Here is an 18,234-nt window from a genome sequence, read left to right on the forward strand (position 1 = left end):
TCTAGTCCTCACTTGGTCCAGACTATTGACGCGCCCTTCAGCTGCGGATATCTCCTTACCAACCGTGCTGCGCGAGCCGGTGTGGCACATCCGCCATCTGGAGGTCCCCGTGCAATCCAGGAAGAGAACGCTCATGGCCGCCGCCATGAGCGCGGCGCTGGCCGCGGGAGTGCTCACCGCACTCGCAGCCGGCGTCTCCGGCGCCCAGGCGGACGCCGCGTCCGCCGCCAAGCCCGTGGCTGCCGCCGCGAGCAGCGGGGGCGTCAAGATCGCGTACTACGACCAGTGGAGCGTGTACGGCAACGCCTTCTACCCCAAGAACCTCGACACCGAGGGGATCGCGGGCAAGCTGGACATCCTCAACTACTCGTTCGAGAACATCGACCCGAGCAGCCACACCTGTTTCGAGGCGACCAAGGCGTCCGACTCGACGAACGAGAGCGACCCGAACGCCGGGGACGGCGCGGGCGATGCCTTCGCCGACTACCAGAAGTCCTTCGGCGCCGACATCAGCGTGAACGGTGTCGCCGACAAGTGGGACCAGCCGATCGTCGGCAACTTCAACCAGCTCAAAGAGCTGAAGGCGAAATACCCCAAGCTGAAGATCGTCGCGTCGATCGGCGGCTGGACGTACTCCAAGTACTTCTCCGACGCGGCCGCGACCGACGCGAGCCGCAAGAAGCTCGTCAGCTCCTGCATCGACATGTTCATCAAGGGAAACCTGCCGGTGCAGGGCGGTTACGGCGGCGACGGCTCCGCGGCCGGCATCTTCGACGGCTTCGACATCGACTGGGAGTACCCCGGCTCGCCCAACGGGCATACGGGCAACCACTACAGCACTGCGGACAAGGCGAACTACACCAAGCTGATGGCCGAGTTCCGCACCGAGCTGGATGCCTACGGCGCTGCCAACGGCGGCAAGAAGATGCTGCTCACCGCGGCGCTGCCGGCCGGCCAGGACAAGATCGCGAACCTTGAGACCGACAAGCTCGGCCAGTACCTCGACTACGCGAACGTCATGACGTACGACATGCACGGCGCCTGGGACGCGACCGGCCCGACCAACCACCAGGACCCGACGTACGTGTCGCCCGACGACCCGTCGACGCCGATCCCGCCCGGAACCGAGAAGTACTCCACCGACAACGCCATCAAGGCGTGGACCACGGGTGACCCGGCCTACGGCATCCCCGGTGGATTCCCGGCCGACAAGATCACCATGGGCTATCCGCTGTACTACCGGGGCTGGACCGGCGTTTCGGCAGGGAGCAACCACGGCCTGTACCAGCCGGCCACCGGACCGGCACCGGCGCGCGGCATCAGTCAGGTCCCGGGGACCGCGTACTACAAGGAACTGACGGGCATCGTCGCCAACCCGTCCACCACGTTCTACGACGCGGCCTCACAGTCCAACTACTTCTACAACGGTACGGAGTTCTGGACAGGCCTGGGCGACCAGAGCATCCAGGCCAAGGCGGACTACGCGCACTGCCACGGCCTGGCCGGCTCGATGATGTACTCCCTGCTCGACCTCGACCCCGCAGCCACCCTGTTCAACAAGATCGTTTCCGCGACGAACGGGTCCGCGTCCGAGTGCTCGTCGCCCCCGACGACGCCCCCGACCACGCCGCCCCCGACCACGCCGCCTCCCACCACGCCGCCTCCCACCACGCCGCCTCCCACCACTCCGCCCCCGTCCGGCACCTGCACCTCGCCGTCCTGGAGCGCTTCCGAGGTCTACGTCGGTGGCAAGCAGATCTCCTGGAAGGGCCACAACTGGAAGGCCAAGTGGTGGACCACCAATGAGGAGCCGGGCACCACGGGCGACTGGGGGGCCTGGCAGGACCTGGGCGCCTGCTGATCACTCCGCAACTCCCGCGATGCCCGGCCGGGCCCTTCCAGCCCCCACCTGTTCGGGCCCGCCGGGCATCGCGGGCCCCTGGAGCCGTAGACGCGCACCGCGCTTCCGCTCCCTCCCATCCCTCCAACCGGTGTTCTCAGGAGACTCTTATGAGACCGATACGCACCCTTCTCACCGCCTTCGTCACAGCCGCGGCCGCTGCCGGGCTCGTCACGGTCGGCAGTGGATCCGCTCAGGCGGCGACGCCGCTTCCGGCGCACGTGTACGCCCCGTACTTCGAATCCTGGACCGGTGACAGCCCGGCCGCCCTGGCCGAGCAGTCCGGCAGCACCTATCTGACGATGGCGTTCCTCCAGGCGGCGAGCAAGGGGTCGTGCACGCCGTACTGGAACGGCGACAGCAGTACGCCCGTCTCGTCCGCCAGCTTCGGCAGCGACATCAGCACCATCAAGGCCAAGGGCGGTGACGTCATCGCCTCGTTCGGCGGCTACACCGCCGACAACACCGGTACCGAGATCGCCGACAGCTGCACCGACGTCAGCCAGATCGCCGCCGCCTACGAGAAGGTCATCACCACCTACGACATCACCCGGATCGACCTGGACACCGAGGACAACTCCCTCACCAACACCGCGGGTATCGACCGGCGCAACAAGGCCGTCAAGCAGGTGGAGGACTGGGCAGCCGCCAACGGGCGCACCGTCGAGTTCTCCTACACGCTGCCCACGACCACACACGGTCTGGCCTCCAGCGGTCTGGCCGTACTGAAGAACGCGGTGTCCAACGGCGCCAGGATCGACGTCACGAACATCATGACGTTCGACTACTACGACAACGCCACGCACGACATGGCCAACGACACCCAGACCGCGGCCCAGGGCCTGCACGACCAGTTGGCGAAGCTGTACCCGTCGAAGACGGACGCGCAGCTGTGGGGTGGGATCGGCGTCATCGAGATGCCGGGCATCGACGACTTCGGGGCCGCCGAGACCTTCACCACCGCCAACGCCACAGCCGTCTACAACTGGGCTGTCGACAAGGGCATCAACACCCTGTCCATCTGGGCCCTTCAGCGTGACAACGGCGGCTGCGCGGGCCAGGGCGGCTCGGACTCCTGCTCCGGTATCGACCAGAGCACCTGGCAGTTCGCCCACACCTTCGCGCCGTTCACCAGCGGCAGCACCACACCGCCCCCGGCCGACGACTTCTCGGTCTCGCTCTCCCCGGCCTCGGCCACCGTCGCCGCCGGCAGCTCCACCACCTCCTCGGTGCACACCGCGGTCACCGCCGGCTCGGCCCAGCCGGTCGGTCTGGCAGTGAGCGGCGCCCCGGCCGGCGTCACGGCATCGGTCAGCCCCGGCTCGGTCGACGCCGGAGGCAACGCGACCCTGTCGGTCTCCACCACCTCGTCCGCCGTCTCCGGCACGTACTCCCTGTCGGTCACCGGCAAGACGGGGTCCGCCACCCACGCGGCCACCTACACACTGACCGTCACCGGCGGGGCCACCGCCTGCAGTGCGGCGCAGTGGAACAAGACGGCGGTCTACGTCGGCGGCAACACCGTCTCGTACGGCGGCCACACCTGGAAGGCCAAGTGGTGGACCACCGGCGAGACACCCGGAACCACGGGTGACTGGGGCGTCTGGCAGGACCTCGGCGCCTGCTGATCCCCCCGATCCCGGTACTCCGATCCTGATATGCGGTGTCCGGCAGGCCAGTTGCCCTGCCGGGCGCCGCCTAGTAGCTGATGCAGGCCGAATGCCACTCCGTGTAGAAGTCCCACACCTCGGGGGAACACTCCGGCGGCCCGTACTGCGACGCCTTCGACCCGACATGCGGCAGATGCGAATAGGCCCCGACACCCGGCCGGTTCACATGGAGCATCCCGGCCTCGAACCGCTCGATCGCTTCGAACGCCCGCGACTGGGACGCCGTGAAGACGGTGCCGGACATCCCGTACTTCACCGAGTTCGCCACCGACATCGCCTCGTCGAAGCCGTCCGCGTCGATCACGGCCAGCACCGGCCCGAACACCTCCTCCTGCGCCAGCGAGCTGTCCGCGGGCACATCGCGGATGACGGTCGGCTGGACGTAGCAGCCATCGGGCAGATCCGCCCGCTCCTCCCGGCCCCCACCGCACAGCACCTTGCCGCCGTCGCGCTGCGCCCCGGCGACGGCCGCCAGCGCCGCTTCCATCCGGGCCGTGTTGACGACCGGGCAGACCCGGGACGCCGGATCGTCGCCCGGCCCGACCCGCAGGCCGGCGACCCGCGCCACCAGCCGGTCGAGGAACTCCTCCCGCACCCGGACATCCACCACGGCCCGGCTCGTGGCCGAACACCGCTGGCCCGCCTGGCCGAAGGCGCCGTTCACCACAGCGTCGACGGCCTTGCCGATGTCGGCGTCGTCGCACACGATCAGCGCGTTCTTGCCACCGAGTTCGAGCTGGGTCCGCAGCAGCCGGTGGGCCCCGCCGCTGTGGATGGCGGTCCCGACCGGCAGCGAGCCGGTGAAACTGATGCCGGCGACCGCCGGGTTGGCGACCAGCGCCTCGCCCGCCGCCGCATCGCCCTGCACCAGATTCAGTACACCGTCGGGGATCCCCGCCTGCTGGAAGATCTCGACCAGCAGCGCCGAGGTCAGCGGCGTCAGCGGGGACGGCTTGAGCACCGCCGTGCACCCCGAGAGCAGCGCGGGCGCCACCTTCCACATCGGGATAGCGAGCGGGAAGTTCCACGGGGACACCAGGCCGACCACCCCGATGGCCTTGCGGAAGGTGTACGCGAAGGTGCGCTCCTCCTCCGCGGGCGCGGTCACCCCGCCGAGCAGCCGCGCCTGCCCCGCGGTGAAGTCGATGACGGCCTGCGCCCTCGTCACCTCGCCGCGGGCCTCGCCGAGCAGCTTGCCCTGCTCGCGGGTGATGACGGACGCGACCTCCGCCGCCCGCTCGCCGAGGATGCGGCTCGCGGCGGTCAGATACCGGGCGCGCGCGACCGGGCCCAGCCCGCGCCACGCGGGCAGGGCCGTGGCCGCCGCGTCGACGGCGTGATCGACGTCGACGCCGCCGGATTCGGTGAACTCGCCGATCACATCGGAGAGATCGGCTGGGTTGATGTTCTCCCTGAGCTGTCCCGATTCCGCCGGGAGCCACTGCCCGTCGATGAAGTTGAGCCGAAGGTGCTGCGGAACCTGGATCTCCTGCGCAACGCTTGTCATGCCCTCCCCTTCGCTGGACCTGCCGGCGCGGCTGCCGGTCCGGCCAGGCTCGCTCAGGGGAGGGGGCCATCACAATGCGCGATTGGCGAATACGCCTGATAGCCGGGGTCTATCGGGTGCACGTAGCCCCCGGCGGTACAGCCTGTCAGGCCGGTCAGAGCAGCACCGGCGTCAGGTCCGGGCCGCCCTCGCTCTCGTACGCGTCCTCGTCGAAGGGGTACAGCGGGCGCTCCACACGGTGGTGGCCCAGACGCAGCAGATCCTGGTCGACACCGCCGGGGGTGAGGGCGAGCAGCCAGTCCGCCGCCATGTCGTGCAGCTCCGGCTCCAGGTAACCGATCTTGACGACGACCAGGTCGAAGGTGCGCGGGTCGATGCCCAGACCGCCCTGCGCCGGTCCGGTGAAGTCGGCGACCGTGTGGAACGGCTTGCGCTGCCCGGTGACGACGACCGTGAGGCCGCCGACCGTGATCGCCGCGAGGTCGCAGCCGCGGTCGTACGCGCCGCCCTCGGCCCGGTCGGTCTTGTCGGCCGCGCGCTGCAGTCCGGTCACGGTGCCGGTGATCTCGCACGGTCCGCCCTGGCTGGTGTCGACCTTGCCGCCGACACCGACGGTGACCGTGGCGCCGATCCCGGCCTCGAAGCAGGCGCGGACCGCGGCCGGGTCGGTGATGCCGGGGTGGACGGCGGTCACCCTGCCGGAGGCGATCTCCTCGTTCTCCAGCAGCTTGCCGAGCATGTACGCGAGGTCGCCCGCGCCGCCGGCCGTCGGGTTGTCCCCGGAGTCACTGATCAGGAACGGGCGGCGGTCGGACGCCACCGCCGCCGCGATGCACTCCTCAGCGGTGCCGGTCGGGCCGACGAACTCGAAGTCGCGGCGGACGTCCCAGTACTGACGGGCCAGCGACTCGGCCTCGGCGGCGGCCAGCGCGGCGTCGTCACCGGTGACCACGATGGCCGCCTTGCAGCGCGGCTCGTCGGCCCAGGCGTACCCGACCCAGATCGCGGCGTCCACGATGCCGGGCTTCGCCTCGATCCCGGCGAGACGCCCGTACAGCCCCTTGGCGGGTTCCAGCCGGGTGCTGGTCTTCTCGCCGGGCAGCAGGACGGGCACCTGGACCCAGGCGCGGTGCGGGCGGCGGTCGGCTGCGGGCAGCCGCAGCCGCTCGACCAGCTTGCGGGCCGCACGCTCGCGGGTGTCCCAGGCGTCCTCGTGCGGGGCGAGCCGGTGGGCGGTGAGCAGCTCGACGGGCTCGGCGAAGCGGCGCGAGACATTCCCGTGCAGGTCCATGGCAGCGGACATCATCGGGCGGCCGGACGCCGGGTCCTCCGGGGTGCCGACCGCGTCCAGCGCGGCGCGTACGGCCTCGGTCAGATCGCCCTCGGCATCGGTGAGGCCGATGACGCTCATCGCGCCGTGCAGGTCGTAGACCATGCCGTCGAGGGGGCCCGCCGCCCGGATCCGGGAGACCAGCTCGTCCTTGAGCAGCAGATACGACTCCGCCTCGACGGGGCCGCCGGGCAGCGCGGTGGCGTGCAGCAGCGGGACCCACTCGACGTGCGCGCCGAGGTCCGACGCGGGCTGTGTCCAGGTGTACCGGTCGAGGAGATCCTGACCGCGGGTCTGGCGGAAGTCGTCCACGGTGGAGCGGTGCGGACAGAAGGTGGACGACTCGATACCGATGCCGCCGATGGCTATGCGCAGACGGCGGGCGGGGGTGGCGGTGGTCATGTGGCGCTGCTCTCCGGGTTGCGGGTGGGGTGGTGGTACGGGGGCCGCGCCCGCCGGGTGTCCGGGCGCGGTGAGGGCGGGATCAGGGCGCTTCGGCGTGCGGCCGGCCTTCGCGCAGAGCCGTCAGCCCCGCGCCCAGCAGGCCCGCGTCGCGGCCCGAGACGGTGGTGGTGATTTCGAGCCCCGCCGTGGCCATCGGCAGGCAGCGCTCGTACAGGACTCCGCGGACAGCGGCCACCAGGGGCTCCGCCGATGCCAGCGCGCCGCCGAGCACGACGGCCTGCGGGTTGAAGAAGTTGACGACGACGCTGAGGACCGTGCCGATGTGCCGGCCGGCCGCCCGGACCAGGGTGGTCGCCTGCGGGTCCCCGTCGGTGACCAGCCGCAGCAGTTCGGCTGTGCCGTCCACCGGGGTGCCCCGGCGGGCGAGTTCGCGCAGTACGGCCGCGCCGCTGGCGACCGTCTCCAGACAGCCGATGTTCCCGCAGCTGCACGGGCGTTCCTCGGCGGCTTCGACCCGGACGTGGCTGATGTCGCCCGCGCAGCCGTTGGCCCCGCGGTGCGGGCGGCCGGCGGAGATCACTCCGCAGCCGATGCCGCGGCCGGCCTTGACGACGACGAGGTGCTGGAGCTCCGGACGGGCCGACTGGTGCTCGCCGACGGCCATCAGGGTCGCGTCGTTGTCGACGGTGACCGGCAGCCCGAGCCGGTCGGCGAGGACGTCGCGGAGCGGGAAGTTGTGCCAGCCGGGCATCCGGGAGGGGGTGAGCACCCGGCCGGCCGGGAAGTCGACCGGGCCGGGGAAGGCGATGCCGACGCTCCGTACGGTGCGGCCCGCCGCGCGCTGCCGGTCGGCGAGCGCGGTCAGCCGCTCCACCAGCCAGTCGGCGGCCTGTTCGGGGCCCGCGGTCAGGTCGTGGCTGTGGTCGGCGGCGTCCCGTACCGTGCCGTCGGCGGAGACGGCGGCCAGCCTGCCGTGGTGCGAGCCGAGGTCGGCCGTCAGGGCCACTCCGCCCTGCTGCGGGATCCGCAGCAGCCTGGGGCGTCTGCCGCCGCGGGAGGCGCCCTCGCCCGACTCCGTGAGGAGCCCGGCGGCGACCAGCTCCTGCACCCGGAGCGAGACGGTGGAGGCGGCGAGCCCCAACTCCCGGACGAGATCGGCCCGTGAGGATGCGGTGCCGGACGTGACCATGCGCAGAATCTGCTGGTTCGATGCGCTGTCCGTCATGGGGCTCCCCGAGTCTCTGGCTGCGTGAAGTTACTTCGAGGTGAAGTTACTTCGATCTTTCAAAGCAAGTCCATGCTGTCTCGATGAAAGTTAGCGATCCATGGCCGACTTTCGCCAGGGGTAGCGAGAATGTTTTCAGTAATTCGGCATCAGAATATGGGACATACACCATCAAAAGCTTCAGTAAGGGTGCCCTAAGTCGAATCTTTACCCTTGACTTAGTTTCGAAGGCCGTCCTAACTTTCAGACATTCTCCAGCCGATGTTCACGTCGGCTCGCTGCTGGAACCCGATGGAGGCCCACCCATGCGCCCAAGGCGCTCATCCGCGCGGCGTCGCGCGCTCGCCGCAGCGGTCACCGGGGCGGCGCTCGTCGTGGCCCTCTCGGCCTGTTCGCAGGACGGCGGCAAGATCGACATGGGGCCCACCGGCGGCACACCCGTCGAGGGCGGAACCGCCACGATGGCCCTGCCGCCCGCCGCCACCCCCAACTGGATCTTCCCCATCGGGGCCCCGGGATACGGCGCCACGTACAACTTCGCCATCCAGTCCCTGCTCTTCATGCCGGTGTACGACGCGGTGAAGAAGGACGGTGCCCTCACCACCACCGGGCCCAACACGCTGGGTACGAAGCCCGTCTACAGCGACGGCAACAAGACCGTCACCGTGCCGCTCCGCAAGGACATCACCTGGTCCGACGGCAAGCCGGTGACCGCGCGCGACATCGAGTTCTGGTTCAACATGGTCAAGGCCAACAAGGCGGAGTGGGGCAGCTACTCGGTCGGCACCATGCCCGACAACGTCAAGAGCTTCGAGACCGTCGACGCCCACACGGTCCGGCTGCACCTCAACCGCTCGTACAACCCCGACTGGTTCACCGCCAACCAGCTCACCCTGATGCGCGCCCTTCCGCAGCAGGCCTGGGACGCGAAGAAGGACGGCGGCCCCGTCGGCGACTGGGACCGGACCACCGCCGGTGCCAAGGCGGTCTTCGCCCGGCTGACCACCCACTCCAAGAGCCTCGGCGCCTACTCCAAGGATCCGCTCTGGAAGACGGTCAACGGGCCCTGGAAGATAGCCGAATGGCAGAACACCGGCCAGGTCACCCTCGTACGCAACCCGAAGTACACCGGTAACAACAAGGCGCATCTGGACAAGGTCGTCCTCAAGCCCTTCACCACCGCGGACTCCGAGTACAACGTGCTGCGCTCCGGCGGCGTCGACTACGGCTACATACCGCCGTCGGTGCTCGCACAGAAGAAGAAGTTCGAGAGCCGCGGCTACCGCGTCGACCCGTGGGAGGGCTGGGCGGCCACCTACATCGTCTACAACTTCAACTCCTCGCACGGCGGGGCGGCCATGCGCCAGCTCTACATCCGCCAGGCCATGCAGCACCTGGTCGACCAGAAGTCGATGAGCAAGGTCATCTGGCAGGGCAGCGCCGACCCGACGCTGGGCCCGGTGCCCGTCACGCCGAAGACGCAGTACACCACCCCGCAGATGCAGAAGAACCAGTACCCGTACTCGGTGAAGGCGGCGCGCGCGCTCCTCACCGACCACGGGTGGACCGTCCGCGACGGCCAGGCCCGCTGCACCCGCCCCGGCACCGGCGCCGACCGGTGCGGAGCCGGCATCGCGAAGAACGCCCCGCTCAACCTGACCCTGCTCTCGCAGTCGGGCTCCACCGAGTCCACCAACATGATGCAGGAGCTGAAGTCCTCGCTGAGCAAGGCCGGTATCGACCTCAAGGTCCGCCAGCAGCCGCTCAACTCGGTCCTCGGCAACTCCGTCCCCTGCAAGGCGGGACAGCCGGGCTGCGACTGGGACATGTCCTTCTTCGGCACGGCGGGCAGCTGGTACTACCCGCTCAACCCCAGCGGCGAGCAACTCTTCTCGACCGGCGCCTCCGCCAACTTCGGCAACTACTCCGACCCGAAGGCCGACAAGCTGATCCGCGCCGTCCAGTACTCCAGCAATCCGGACGCCATCCACGCGTACGGCCAGTACCTCTCCCAGCAGCTCCCCGTGATGTGGATGCCGAACCCCGCCTACCAGGTGTCGGTGATCCGCAACGACCTGCGGGGTGTCGACCAGAACCCCACCGTGACCCTCGCCCCGCAGGACTGGTACTACGTCAAGAAGGGGGCCGACCAGTGACCGGCTTTCTCCTCAAGCGCCTCCTCCAGGCGGTGGTCGTTCTCTTCCTGGTGTCGGTCATCGTCTTCGTCCTGCTGCACATGCTCCCCGGCGGACCGGCGCGTGCCATCCTCGGGCCCAAGGGCACCCCGCAGCAGATCGAGCACTTCAACCACGCCCAGGGCTACGACCGTTCGCTGCCCTTCCAGTACTTCGAGTATCTGAAGCGGCTGCTCACCGGTGACCTGGGAGTGTCGTACAAGCTGAACCAGCCGGTCTCCGACCTGCTCATGCAGCGGCTCCCCAAGACCCTGCTGCTGACGGCGCTCTCCACGCTCCTCGCCGTGATCATCGCTGTCCCGCTCGGCCTGCTCCAGGCCGTCCGGCGCGGGAAGATCACCGACTACCTGCTGACCGGGGCCGCCTTCCTCGCCTATGCGACGCCGGTCTTCTTCCTCGGCCTGATCCTGATCATCGTCTTCTGCCAGACGATCCCGATCTTCCCGTCGGAGGCACCGCAGGGCGAGTCCCTGTCCAGTATCTTCAGCGGCTTCTCCGGCATGGTGCTGCCCATCGTCACCATGGCGCTCGGCGTCATCGCGATGTTCAGCCGCTACATGCGCTCCGCCACGCTCGACAACCTCACCGAGGAGTACGTCCGGACGGCGATGGCCAAGGGCCAGTCCAGCCGGCGGATCCTCGCCAAGCACGTGATGCGCAACGCGCTCATCCCGCTCGCCACCCTCCTCGGCCTGTATCTGCCGACGCTGTTCAGCGGCGCCCTGGTCGTCGAGGCGATGTTCAACTACCCGGGTATGGGCCTCCTGTTCTGGAACGCAGCACAGGGCTCCGACTTCCCCGTACTGCTCGGAGTGACGCTGGTCGTGGGCGTCGCCACCGTCGTCGGATCGCTGCTCACCGACATCGTCTACGCCGTCCTCGACCCCCGGATCCGGAGCGTCTCATGAGCACCGCAGTCATAGCCCCCGGGCACGAGGACGCCGACCTCGCCACGCCTTCGCTGGCCCGCCGCACCCTGCAGGTCTTCACCGGCAACAAGCTCGCGCTCACCGGCGTGATCGTGCTCGTGCTGCTGTTCGCGTTCTGCTACATCGGCCCGCTGATCCACTCCACCGACCAGGTCCACACCGACCTGGCGCAGGCCAACCTGGCACCCGGCAGCCCCGGACACATCCTGGGGACCACCGACCTCGGCTACGACCTGCTCGGCCGGCTGATGCTGGCCGGACAGTCCTCACTGGAAGTCGGCCTCGCCGCCGGTCTGCTCGCGACCCTCTTCGGCACCCTCTGGGGCGCAATCTCCGGCTACTTCGGCGGCTGGACCGACGCCGTGATGATGCGTGTCACGGACGCCGCACTCGCCATCCCCGCGATGTTCCTGCTGGTGGTCGTCGCCGCGATCATCACGCCCAGCAAGAGCGTGCTCATCGTGATCATCGCGGCGGTGGCCTGGCTGTCCCCGGCCCGTCTCGTCCGCGGTGAGGCACTCTCGCTGCGCGACCGCGAGTACGTCCAGGCCATGCGGATGATGGGCGGCGGCGGAGCCCGCGCGGTGTTCCGGCACATCGTGCCCAACGCCATCGGCACCGTCATCGTCAACTGCACCTTCCAGATCGCCGACGCCATCCTCTACGTCAGCTATCTGGCGTTCCTCGGCCTCAGCATCCCGCCGCCCGCGACCGACTGGGGGTCGATGCTCTCCTCGGGCATCACCTACACCCAGAACGGCTACTGGTGGCTGATCTTCCCGCCGGGCGTCGCCATCGTGCTCGTCGTCGGCGCGTTCAACTTCGTGGGCGACGGCCTCCGGGACGCCTTCGAAGTACGGCTCCAGAAGAAGTAGCCACACCCCCGCCTGCTTTCCTGCCTGCACTGCCCGGAGGACACTCCCATGACCGAGCCGCTGCTGCGGATCGACGATCTCCATGTCGACATAGCGTCCCGCAATCGCACCGTCCACGCCCTCGACGGCGTCAGCCTGGACCTCGCCCCCGGCGAGGCCCTCGGAGTGGTCGGCGAGTCCGGCTGCGGCAAGACGATGACCGCGCTGAGCGTCCTCGGGCTGCTGCCGCCCGGCGGCGCCGTCGCGTCGGGCCGTGTCCTCTTCGACGGACACGACCTCGCGTCGGCCGGTGAACCCGTGCTGCGCGACGTCCGCGGAAACACCATCGGGATGGTCTTCCAGGACCCGCTGACCTCCCTCAACCCCACCATGACCATCGGCGCACAGGTCGCCGAACCTCTCCTGCTGCACCGCCCCATCAGCAAGCAGGAGGCCTGGGCGCGGGCCGAGGAGATGCTCGGCCTGGTCGGTATGCCGCAGCCGTCGGAGCGGATGAAGGCGTATCCGCACCAGCTGTCGGGCGGTATGCGCCAGCGCGTCGCCATCGCCATGGCGCTCGTCTGCGAGCCGAAGCTCCTCATCGCCGACGAGCCCACCACCGCACTCGACGTCACCACCCAGCACCAGATCCTGGAGCTCATCGACGGGCTGCGCTCCCGCCTCGGCATGGCGATGATCCTGGTCACCCACGACCTCGGCGTCATCGCCAACCGGGTCGACAGGGTCGCCGTGATGTACGCGGGCAAGGTCGCCGAGACCTCCGGCGTACGGGACCTGTTCGCCCGCCCCAGGCACCGCTACACCCAGGCGCTCTTCGCCGCGCTCCCCGAGAAGGCCGTCGAGGGCGAGACCGAACTGCGCACCATCCCCGGTCTGCCGCCGAACCTCGCCACCGCCCAGCAGGGCTGCCGGTTCGCCGCCCGCTGCGCGTTCGCCACCGACGTGTGCCGTACCGACGAGCCACAGCTGACCGAGGGCGACCACCGGTTCGCCTGCTTCCACCCCGTACCGGAGGAGGGCGAGCCGAATCTCGGAGAGGCGCTCGCCCAGGAGCGGCAGGCCGAAGCCGCCGTCGTCCCGGACGGTGCGACCCTCCTCGAAGTCACCGACCTCCGCAAGGACTTCCCGCTCACCGGCGGCCCGTTCTCACGCAAGCGCGGCACGGTCAGCGCCGTCGGCGGTGTCTCACTGACGGTGCGCAAGGGCGAGACCTTCGGCATGGTCGGAGAGTCCGGCTGCGGCAAGACCACCATCGGCCGCATGATCGCCGGCCTTGAGGACCCCACGGCGGGATCGATCGTCTTCGAGGGCCAGGACCTGGCCACCATGGACCGGGGGCAGCGCCGCGCCCACCGCCGCCGGATCCAGCTGATGTTCCAGGACTCGGCCGCGGCCATGGACCCGCGGATGCGGATCGGCACCATTCTGCGTGAACCGCTCGTCATCCAGGGCGTCGGCGACCGGGCGGAGCAGGACCGGATCGTCGCCGAACTCCTCGACGCGGTCGGGCTGCCGCGCGGCGCCGTCGACCGCTACCCGCACGAGTTCTCCGGCGGCCAGCGCCAGCGCCTCGGGCTGGCCCGCGCGCTGACGCTCTCCCCGGACCTGATCGTCGCCGACGAACCGGTCTCCGCGCTCGACGTCTCCGTACAGGCGCAGATCCTCAACCTGATGCGCGAACTGCAGCGTGACCGCGGACTGACGTACCTCTTCATCTCGCACGACCTGGCGGTGGTCCGCTATCTGGCCGACACGGTCGGGGTGATGTACCTCGGCAAGCTGGTCGAGTCCGGCCCGGCCGAGGAGGTGTACGCGAACCCCCTCCACCCGTACACCCGCGGCCTCCTGGACACCGTCAACGTCCCGGACCCGGAGACGGCGGGCTCCGGCCGCGCCCCGCTCGGCGGCGAGACGCCCTCTGCGGCGAACCCGCCGTCCGGCTGCCGGTTCCGCACCCGCTGCCCCATCGCGAAGGACATCTGCGCCGAGACCGAACCGCCGGCGAGCACCCCGGCGGGCGCTGACCACCAGGTGGCCTGCCACTTCCCGCTGGTACGGGAGCCCGCCACCCGGCCGTCCTGAGCCGGCCGGCGGGCGACCGGCCCGGGGCAGTGCGTCAGGGTGACGCCACTGCCTCGCGCAGCGCCCGCCGGCAGAGCGCGTCGGCGCGCCGGGTGGACTCCGGCAGCCGGTAGCCGGGGGAGAGCCGCAGTGTGTGGGCGCAGGCGTTGCCGATGGAGACCCGGTGGCCCACGGACACGAAGACCGGCTTGACCCCGTCCTGGGTACGCAGCGCCCGGCCCACCTCCTCACCGTCATCGGCCAGCAGCGGCGCCTCCGCACCGCGCCGGACGCCCGGCTGCTCGTACGAGAAGGCGAAGGGGTTCTTCGCCACACCGATCACCGGCAGGCCGGTCAGCACCCCCAGATGACTGGCGAGGCCGAACCGCCGCGGGTGCGCCAGCCCGTACCCGTCACAGACGACAAGACCGGGTTCGGCGGAGAGCGCTTCGAGAGCCGCCAGTACGGTCGGGATCTCCCGGAACGCGAGCAGTCCGGGTACGTACGGGAACGTCACCCGGCCCACCGCGGTGGCCTCGTCCACCACCGCCAGCGTCGCGGCGTCGAGCACCACAGCGGCGGCGGCGACCACGTCCCGCTCGTCGTCGTACGCCACATCGACACCGGTGATCAGTCCGGTGCCCGGGGCGGGGCCCGGCTCGTCCAGCACCACCCGGGTGCGTAGTTCGTCCTGGACCGCGCGGGCTGCCGTCTCATCGGCGGGTGTCTCCATGGGCCTCACCCTATGAGGGCGGCCGAGCGCCGGAGTGTGCGGCGGTGACCTGCGGCTTCACCCGAATGGACCAACCCGGGTGCGGGCGCGCCGTACGGGGCGGGGAGAGTGGGGGTACGTACGTCCGCCACCGGGACCGCTCCGGCTGCCCCGCGGGCGGCCGTCGCCGCTGATCCGCTGCCACAGATCTGGAGACATGCGATGACCTGCATCAACCGACACGACCTCGGACTGCTCGCCCTGCGGGCCGGTACCGGGGCGGTGCTCGTCGCACACGGTTCGCAGAAGCTGTTCGGCTGGTTCGGCGGCGGCGGGCTCGCGGGGACCGCGGCGGGGATGGAGCACATGGGCTTCCTGCCGGGACACCGGAACGCGGTCGCCGCGGGCCTCGGCGAGGCGGGCGGCGGGGCGATGCTGGCGCTGGGCCTCGGCACACCCGTCGCGGGCGCCGCCGTCGCGGGCACCATGGCGGGAGCGGTGGCCGTCCACGCGCCCGCCGGATTCTTCGCCCAGTCGGGCGGCTACGAGTACCCGGCGTTCCTCGGCTTCACCGCGGCCGCCATCGGTGTCGCGGGCGCAGGACGCTACTCCCTCGACCACGCCACCGGCCGCCGCTTCGACCGGCCATGGATGCTCGCCCTGGCCTTCGCCGGAAGCGCGGTCGCGAGCGCCGCGGTGGTCAGCAAGCGGAACAAGGCCCAGGCCGCGAAGGCGAAGGCCGAGCCCGACGCGGTTCCGGGCGCCGGGGCGTAACAGGGCTGAGCCATCCGCGGGCGGGTGGGGACCGGGACCGGGAGCCGGTCCCGGTCCCCACCCGCCCGCTGCCGGTCCGGGCGAACTGCGGTACGGATTGCGGCACTTGGAAGCTGTTGTCGTACCGAGGGGTCCGGCCGCCATCAAGGCCGCCGCGTCCGGCCGGACGGCGCAGCGGTCACAGCCAGCCGTTGGCCTCGGCGAGCCGGGCCGCCTCGGCGCGGGTGCGGGCCTGAGTCTTGCCGATCGCCGACGACAGGTGGTTGCGCACGGTGCCCTGGGACAGCCGGAGCTCCCTGGCGATGTCGGCCACGGTGCCGCCCTCGGCGGCGGCGCGCAGCACGTCCGCCTCGCGCCCGGTCAGCGGGCTCGCCCCGCCGGCCAGCGCTTCCGCGGCCAGGGCGGGATCCACGAAGCGCAGGCCGGCGTGGACGCGGCGGATCGCATCAACCAGTTGTTCGGGCGGGGAGTCCTTCACGACGTACCCGGACGCGCCCGCGGACATCGCCCGCGAGAGGTAGCCGGGCCGGCTGAAGGTCGTGCAGATGATGGTGCGGCAGCCGGGCAGCGCCTGCTGGAGATCGGCGGTGACGGCCAGGCCGTCCCGGCCGGGCATCTGTACGTCGAGCAGCGCGATGTCGGGCGAGGTCCGCCGCGCGGCGGCCAGTACCTCGGTGCCGGTGCCGACCTCGGCGACCACGTCGATGTCGGGCTCCAGCCGGAGCACGGCCGCAAGAGCGCCGAGTACGAGTGCCTGGTCGTCGGCCAGCAGGACACGGATCATGTGGGCTCGGCTTCCTGCGAGGGTGCGAGGTGGGTCGCCGGGGCCGGTCCGCGGGCGACGACCCGGAACCCGCCGCCGGGGGCAGGCCCGTGTTCGAGGGTGCCCGATACGGCGGCCAGCCTTTCGGCGAGACCGGTGAGACCGTTCCCGGCGCTCGCTTCGCCGGTGGAACTGCCGTTGTCGGTGACCTCGACCCAGTCGGGTCCGATGCGGACCGTGCACAGTTCGGCGTTGGAGTGCCGCAGCACGTTGGTGGCCGCCTCCCGCACGACGTAGCCGAACACCTCGCGCAGCTCGGCGTGTACGGCGTCAGTCGCAGCGGGCAGGTCGGCCCGTACACCGGCGGCACGCAGCGCCATACGGGCGCCGGCGAGCTCGCTGTCCAGCGACAGGGTGCGGTAGTCCGAAATGGTGGCCCGGATGTCGGACAGCGCCGTACGCGCCATGTTCTCCAGCTCGGTGACCTGGCCGACGGCGAGGGCCACATCTCCGGTGGACTCCAGGATGCGCCGCGTCAGCCCCAGTTTGACGGTCATCGTGGAGAGGCTGTGGCCGAGGACGTCGTGCATGTCCCGGGCGACCCGTGCCCGTTCCTCGTTCACGGCCAGTCTCTTGACCTGCTCGCGCGCGGCCCGCAGGTGACCGATCGTGAAGTTGAGCGCGAAGACGGTGCCGAGTGCCGCGGTCACGCCGACGAGGATGGCCACCTGCGCCCAGGCCACCTCGCCCTGGACGAGACGCATCCAGACGATCTGCCCCAGCACCGTGACGAGGCCGAGCAGCAGCGCATGGCGCAGCGGCAGCAGCATGAGTCCGATCGCGAGGGCATAGGTCAGATCGGTCAGGTAGGACGGCGACGCGAGAAGCACCGCGGGTGCCGCCCCGAGCAGGAACATCACGGCCACGATGGCGACGCGTCCCCGGCGCAGCGCCACCGGCCCGTACCAGGGCGCCAGCATGCAGCCGATGCCGTAGCAGGCGACGAGGCCAATGGTGAGCGAGGTGAGCAGGGGAGGCCTGGAGCCGTGCGCGATGTCCTCGGCCCGTGCGATCAAGGTGAGGGAGGCCAGCGCCGTCGCCGTGGCGACGGCCACGCGGCCCCGGGTGCTGCCCGGGTGGTCCTTCCAGAAACCCCAGTCCGGCCACTGGCCGGCGGAGAACTCGTCCGGATCACGTACACCCACGTCGGTCATGTTACGGCCCGGCTGCGGCAGGGGCGCACAAGCGGCGGACGGGGGAGGGGACCCATGGATCGAAGTGATGCACGGGTCATGGAGACAAGCATGGCCCGCCCGTGATCGGCGCTCCCGTTCGGGTTGTCACCCGGTCATGCATGACACATGGCATGGGTCCGGCCGGTGCATCGATGGTGCGATGAGGTCATGTTGCACGCGAAGAGGATCCATCTGCCGAGCCAGGAGTTCGAGCTCACCGAGGACGGCCGGGCGCTGACGGCGTTCTCGTTGAGCAGAGGCAGCATCGGCGCGCGGTTCACACTGCGCGGGGCCGGCTACCTCGTCCGCACTCACCGCTTCAGTGGTGTCTACGAACTGCTCGACTCCGACGGGACCGTCGTCGCGACCACGGACCGGGTGCGCCGAAGCTGGAACATGACGTGCTCCGGGCGGGTCATCCCGTTCCGGCAGACCGCGGCGGCAAGCCGTGAGTACACCATGACAGGTGACGACGGCCGGCCCGCCGGCACGATCCGCCACACCGGACACGTCCACTCGGAGACGACCGCCGACCTGCCGGGCGTGGAACTCGTGCTCCAGGTCTTCGCGCTCGTCGTCGTGCTGTTGCGCAGGCGGCGCAAGCGGGCAGCGGCTGCTGTCCGGTCGACCTCCCTCGCGGGCGGCTGACGCCC

Annotated in this window: 14 protein-coding genes; 8 read left to right on the top strand and 6 right to left on the bottom strand. The window is 70.4% G+C overall.

The genetic code is table 11. From position 1 onward, the window contains the following. The first annotated feature begins 133 nt into the window (after positions 1-133). Positions 134-1,861 carry a glycosyl hydrolase family 18 protein gene (locus OHB13_RS32995; protein ID WP_328379542.1) on the top strand — a complete coding sequence of 576 codons (1,728 nt, stop codon included), beginning with the start codon at positions 134-136 and terminating at the stop codon, positions 1,859-1,861. A gap of 149 nt (positions 1,862-2,010) precedes the next feature. Further along, positions 2,011-3,528 (top strand): chitinase, encoded by a 1,518-nt coding sequence (locus OHB13_RS33000; RefSeq protein WP_328379543.1) that lies wholly within the window; start codon positions 2,011-2,013, stop codon positions 3,526-3,528. A 70-nt stretch (positions 3,529-3,598) separates the two neighbouring features. Here OHB13_RS33000 and OHB13_RS33005 read toward each other — a convergent pair whose 3' ends face one another. The 3 genes from OHB13_RS33005 to OHB13_RS33015 form a co-directional block, all read right to left on the bottom strand. Further along, the gene (locus OHB13_RS33005; RefSeq protein WP_328379544.1) at positions 3,599-5,077 is read right to left on the bottom strand and encodes an aldehyde dehydrogenase family protein; all 1,479 of its coding nucleotides are present in this window, start codon (positions 5,075-5,077) and stop codon (positions 3,599-3,601) included. 154 nt (positions 5,078-5,231) lie between these two features. Further along, the gene (locus OHB13_RS33010) at positions 5,232-6,809 is read right to left on the bottom strand and encodes a M81 family metallopeptidase (RefSeq protein WP_266850842.1); all 1,578 of its coding nucleotides are present in this window, start codon (positions 6,807-6,809) and stop codon (positions 5,232-5,234) included. Between the two features lie 82 nt (positions 6,810-6,891). Next, a complete protein-coding gene (locus OHB13_RS33015; RefSeq protein ID WP_266850840.1) occupies positions 6,892-8,037 on the bottom strand; it encodes an ROK family transcriptional regulator in 1,146 nt (381 codons plus the stop codon). A gap of 305 nt (positions 8,038-8,342) precedes the next feature. On the opposite strand from OHB13_RS33015, the gene OHB13_RS33020 reads away from it, so the two are divergent. From OHB13_RS33020 to OHB13_RS33035, 4 genes are read left to right on the top strand one after another with little or no spacing between them, the layout of a single operon-like run. Further along, the gene (locus OHB13_RS33020; protein WP_266850838.1) at positions 8,343-10,193 is read left to right on the top strand and encodes a peptide ABC transporter substrate-binding protein; all 1,851 of its coding nucleotides are present in this window, start codon (positions 8,343-8,345) and stop codon (positions 10,191-10,193) included. After that, a complete protein-coding gene (locus OHB13_RS33025; RefSeq protein ID WP_328379545.1) occupies positions 10,190-11,140 on the top strand; it encodes an ABC transporter permease in 951 nt (316 codons plus the stop codon). The genes OHB13_RS33020 and OHB13_RS33025 overlap by 4 nt, the downstream gene beginning before the upstream one ends. Then, positions 11,137-12,036 carry an ABC transporter permease gene (locus OHB13_RS33030; RefSeq protein WP_266850835.1) on the top strand — a complete coding sequence of 300 codons (900 nt, stop codon included), beginning with the start codon at positions 11,137-11,139 and terminating at the stop codon, positions 12,034-12,036. Before OHB13_RS33025 ends, OHB13_RS33030 begins: the two co-directional genes overlap by 4 nt. A gap of 48 nt (positions 12,037-12,084) precedes the next feature. After that, positions 12,085-14,118 (top strand): ABC transporter ATP-binding protein, encoded by a 2,034-nt coding sequence (locus OHB13_RS33035; protein WP_328379546.1) that lies wholly within the window; start codon positions 12,085-12,087, stop codon positions 14,116-14,118. Between the two features lie 34 nt (positions 14,119-14,152). Here the strand turns inward: OHB13_RS33035 and OHB13_RS33040 are convergent, their stop codons facing one another. Then, complete coding sequence (locus OHB13_RS33040; RefSeq protein ID WP_328379547.1) at positions 14,153-14,830, bottom strand: endonuclease V; 678 nt, start codon at positions 14,828-14,830, stop codon at positions 14,153-14,155. Between the two features lie 201 nt (positions 14,831-15,031). Between OHB13_RS33040 and OHB13_RS33045 the strand changes: the two genes are divergently transcribed. Beyond that, complete coding sequence (locus OHB13_RS33045; protein WP_328379548.1) at positions 15,032-15,583, top strand: DoxX family protein; 552 nt, start codon at positions 15,032-15,034, stop codon at positions 15,581-15,583. A gap of 178 nt (positions 15,584-15,761) precedes the next feature. Here OHB13_RS33045 and OHB13_RS33050 read toward each other — a convergent pair whose 3' ends face one another. Together OHB13_RS33050 and OHB13_RS33055 are read right to left on the bottom strand one after the other, a co-directional pair. Then, on the bottom strand, positions 15,762-16,367 hold the full coding sequence (locus tag OHB13_RS33050) for a response regulator transcription factor (protein WP_266850828.1): 606 nt from the start codon (positions 16,365-16,367) through the stop codon (positions 15,762-15,764). After that, positions 16,364-17,560: a sensor histidine kinase gene (locus OHB13_RS33055; protein WP_328379549.1), complete on the bottom strand. Its 1,197-nt coding sequence runs from the start codon at positions 17,558-17,560 to the stop codon at positions 16,364-16,366. Before OHB13_RS33055 ends, OHB13_RS33050 begins: the two co-directional genes overlap by 4 nt. Before the next feature lie 189 nt (positions 17,561-17,749). Between OHB13_RS33055 and OHB13_RS33060 the strand changes: the two genes are divergently transcribed. After that, positions 17,750-18,229, top strand: a complete 480-nt coding sequence (locus OHB13_RS33060; RefSeq protein WP_328379550.1) for a hypothetical protein — start codon at positions 17,750-17,752, stop codon at positions 18,227-18,229. Positions 18,230-18,234 lie beyond the last annotated feature (5 nt).

It is taken from the genome of Streptomyces sp. NBC_00440 (genome assembly GCF_036014215.1).
Lineage (GTDB): Bacteria > Actinomycetota > Actinomycetes > Streptomycetales > Streptomycetaceae > Streptomyces.

What these genes read in the sequence shown, in the direction of transcription:
- OHB13_RS33020 (WP_266850838.1), top strand. Translation starts at nt 8,343, where the DNA reads ATGCGCCCAAGGCGCTCATCCGCGCGGCGTCGCGCGCTCGCCGCAGCG.
- OHB13_RS33035 (WP_328379546.1), top strand. Translation starts at nt 12,085, where the DNA reads ATGACCGAGCCGCTGCTGCGGATCGACGATCTCCATGTCGACATAGCG.
- OHB13_RS33040 (WP_328379547.1), bottom strand. Translation starts at nt 14,830, where the DNA reads ATGGAGACACCCGCCGATGAGACGGCAGCCCGCGCGGTCCAGGACGAA.
- OHB13_RS33000 (WP_328379543.1), top strand. Translation starts at nt 2,011, where the DNA reads ATGAGACCGATACGCACCCTTCTCACCGCCTTCGTCACAGCCGCGGCC.
- OHB13_RS33055 (WP_328379549.1), bottom strand. Translation starts at nt 17,560, where the DNA reads ATGACCGACGTGGGTGTACGTGATCCGGACGAGTTCTCCGCCGGCCAG.
- OHB13_RS33015 (WP_266850840.1), bottom strand. Translation starts at nt 8,037, where the DNA reads ATGACGGACAGCGCATCGAACCAGCAGATTCTGCGCATGGTCACGTCC.
- OHB13_RS32995 (WP_328379542.1), top strand. Translation starts at nt 134, where the DNA reads ATGGCCGCCGCCATGAGCGCGGCGCTGGCCGCGGGAGTGCTCACCGCA.
- OHB13_RS33005 (WP_328379544.1), bottom strand. Translation starts at nt 5,077, where the DNA reads ATGACAAGCGTTGCGCAGGAGATCCAGGTTCCGCAGCACCTTCGGCTC.
- OHB13_RS33060 (WP_328379550.1), top strand. Translation starts at nt 17,750, where the DNA reads ATGTTGCACGCGAAGAGGATCCATCTGCCGAGCCAGGAGTTCGAGCTC.
- OHB13_RS33050 (WP_266850828.1), bottom strand. Translation starts at nt 16,367, where the DNA reads ATGATCCGTGTCCTGCTGGCCGACGACCAGGCACTCGTACTCGGCGCT.
- OHB13_RS33045 (WP_328379548.1), top strand. Translation starts at nt 15,032, where the DNA reads ATGACCTGCATCAACCGACACGACCTCGGACTGCTCGCCCTGCGGGCC.
- OHB13_RS33010 (WP_266850842.1), bottom strand. Translation starts at nt 6,809, where the DNA reads ATGACCACCGCCACCCCCGCCCGCCGTCTGCGCATAGCCATCGGCGGC.
- OHB13_RS33030 (WP_266850835.1), top strand. Translation starts at nt 11,137, where the DNA reads ATGAGCACCGCAGTCATAGCCCCCGGGCACGAGGACGCCGACCTCGCC.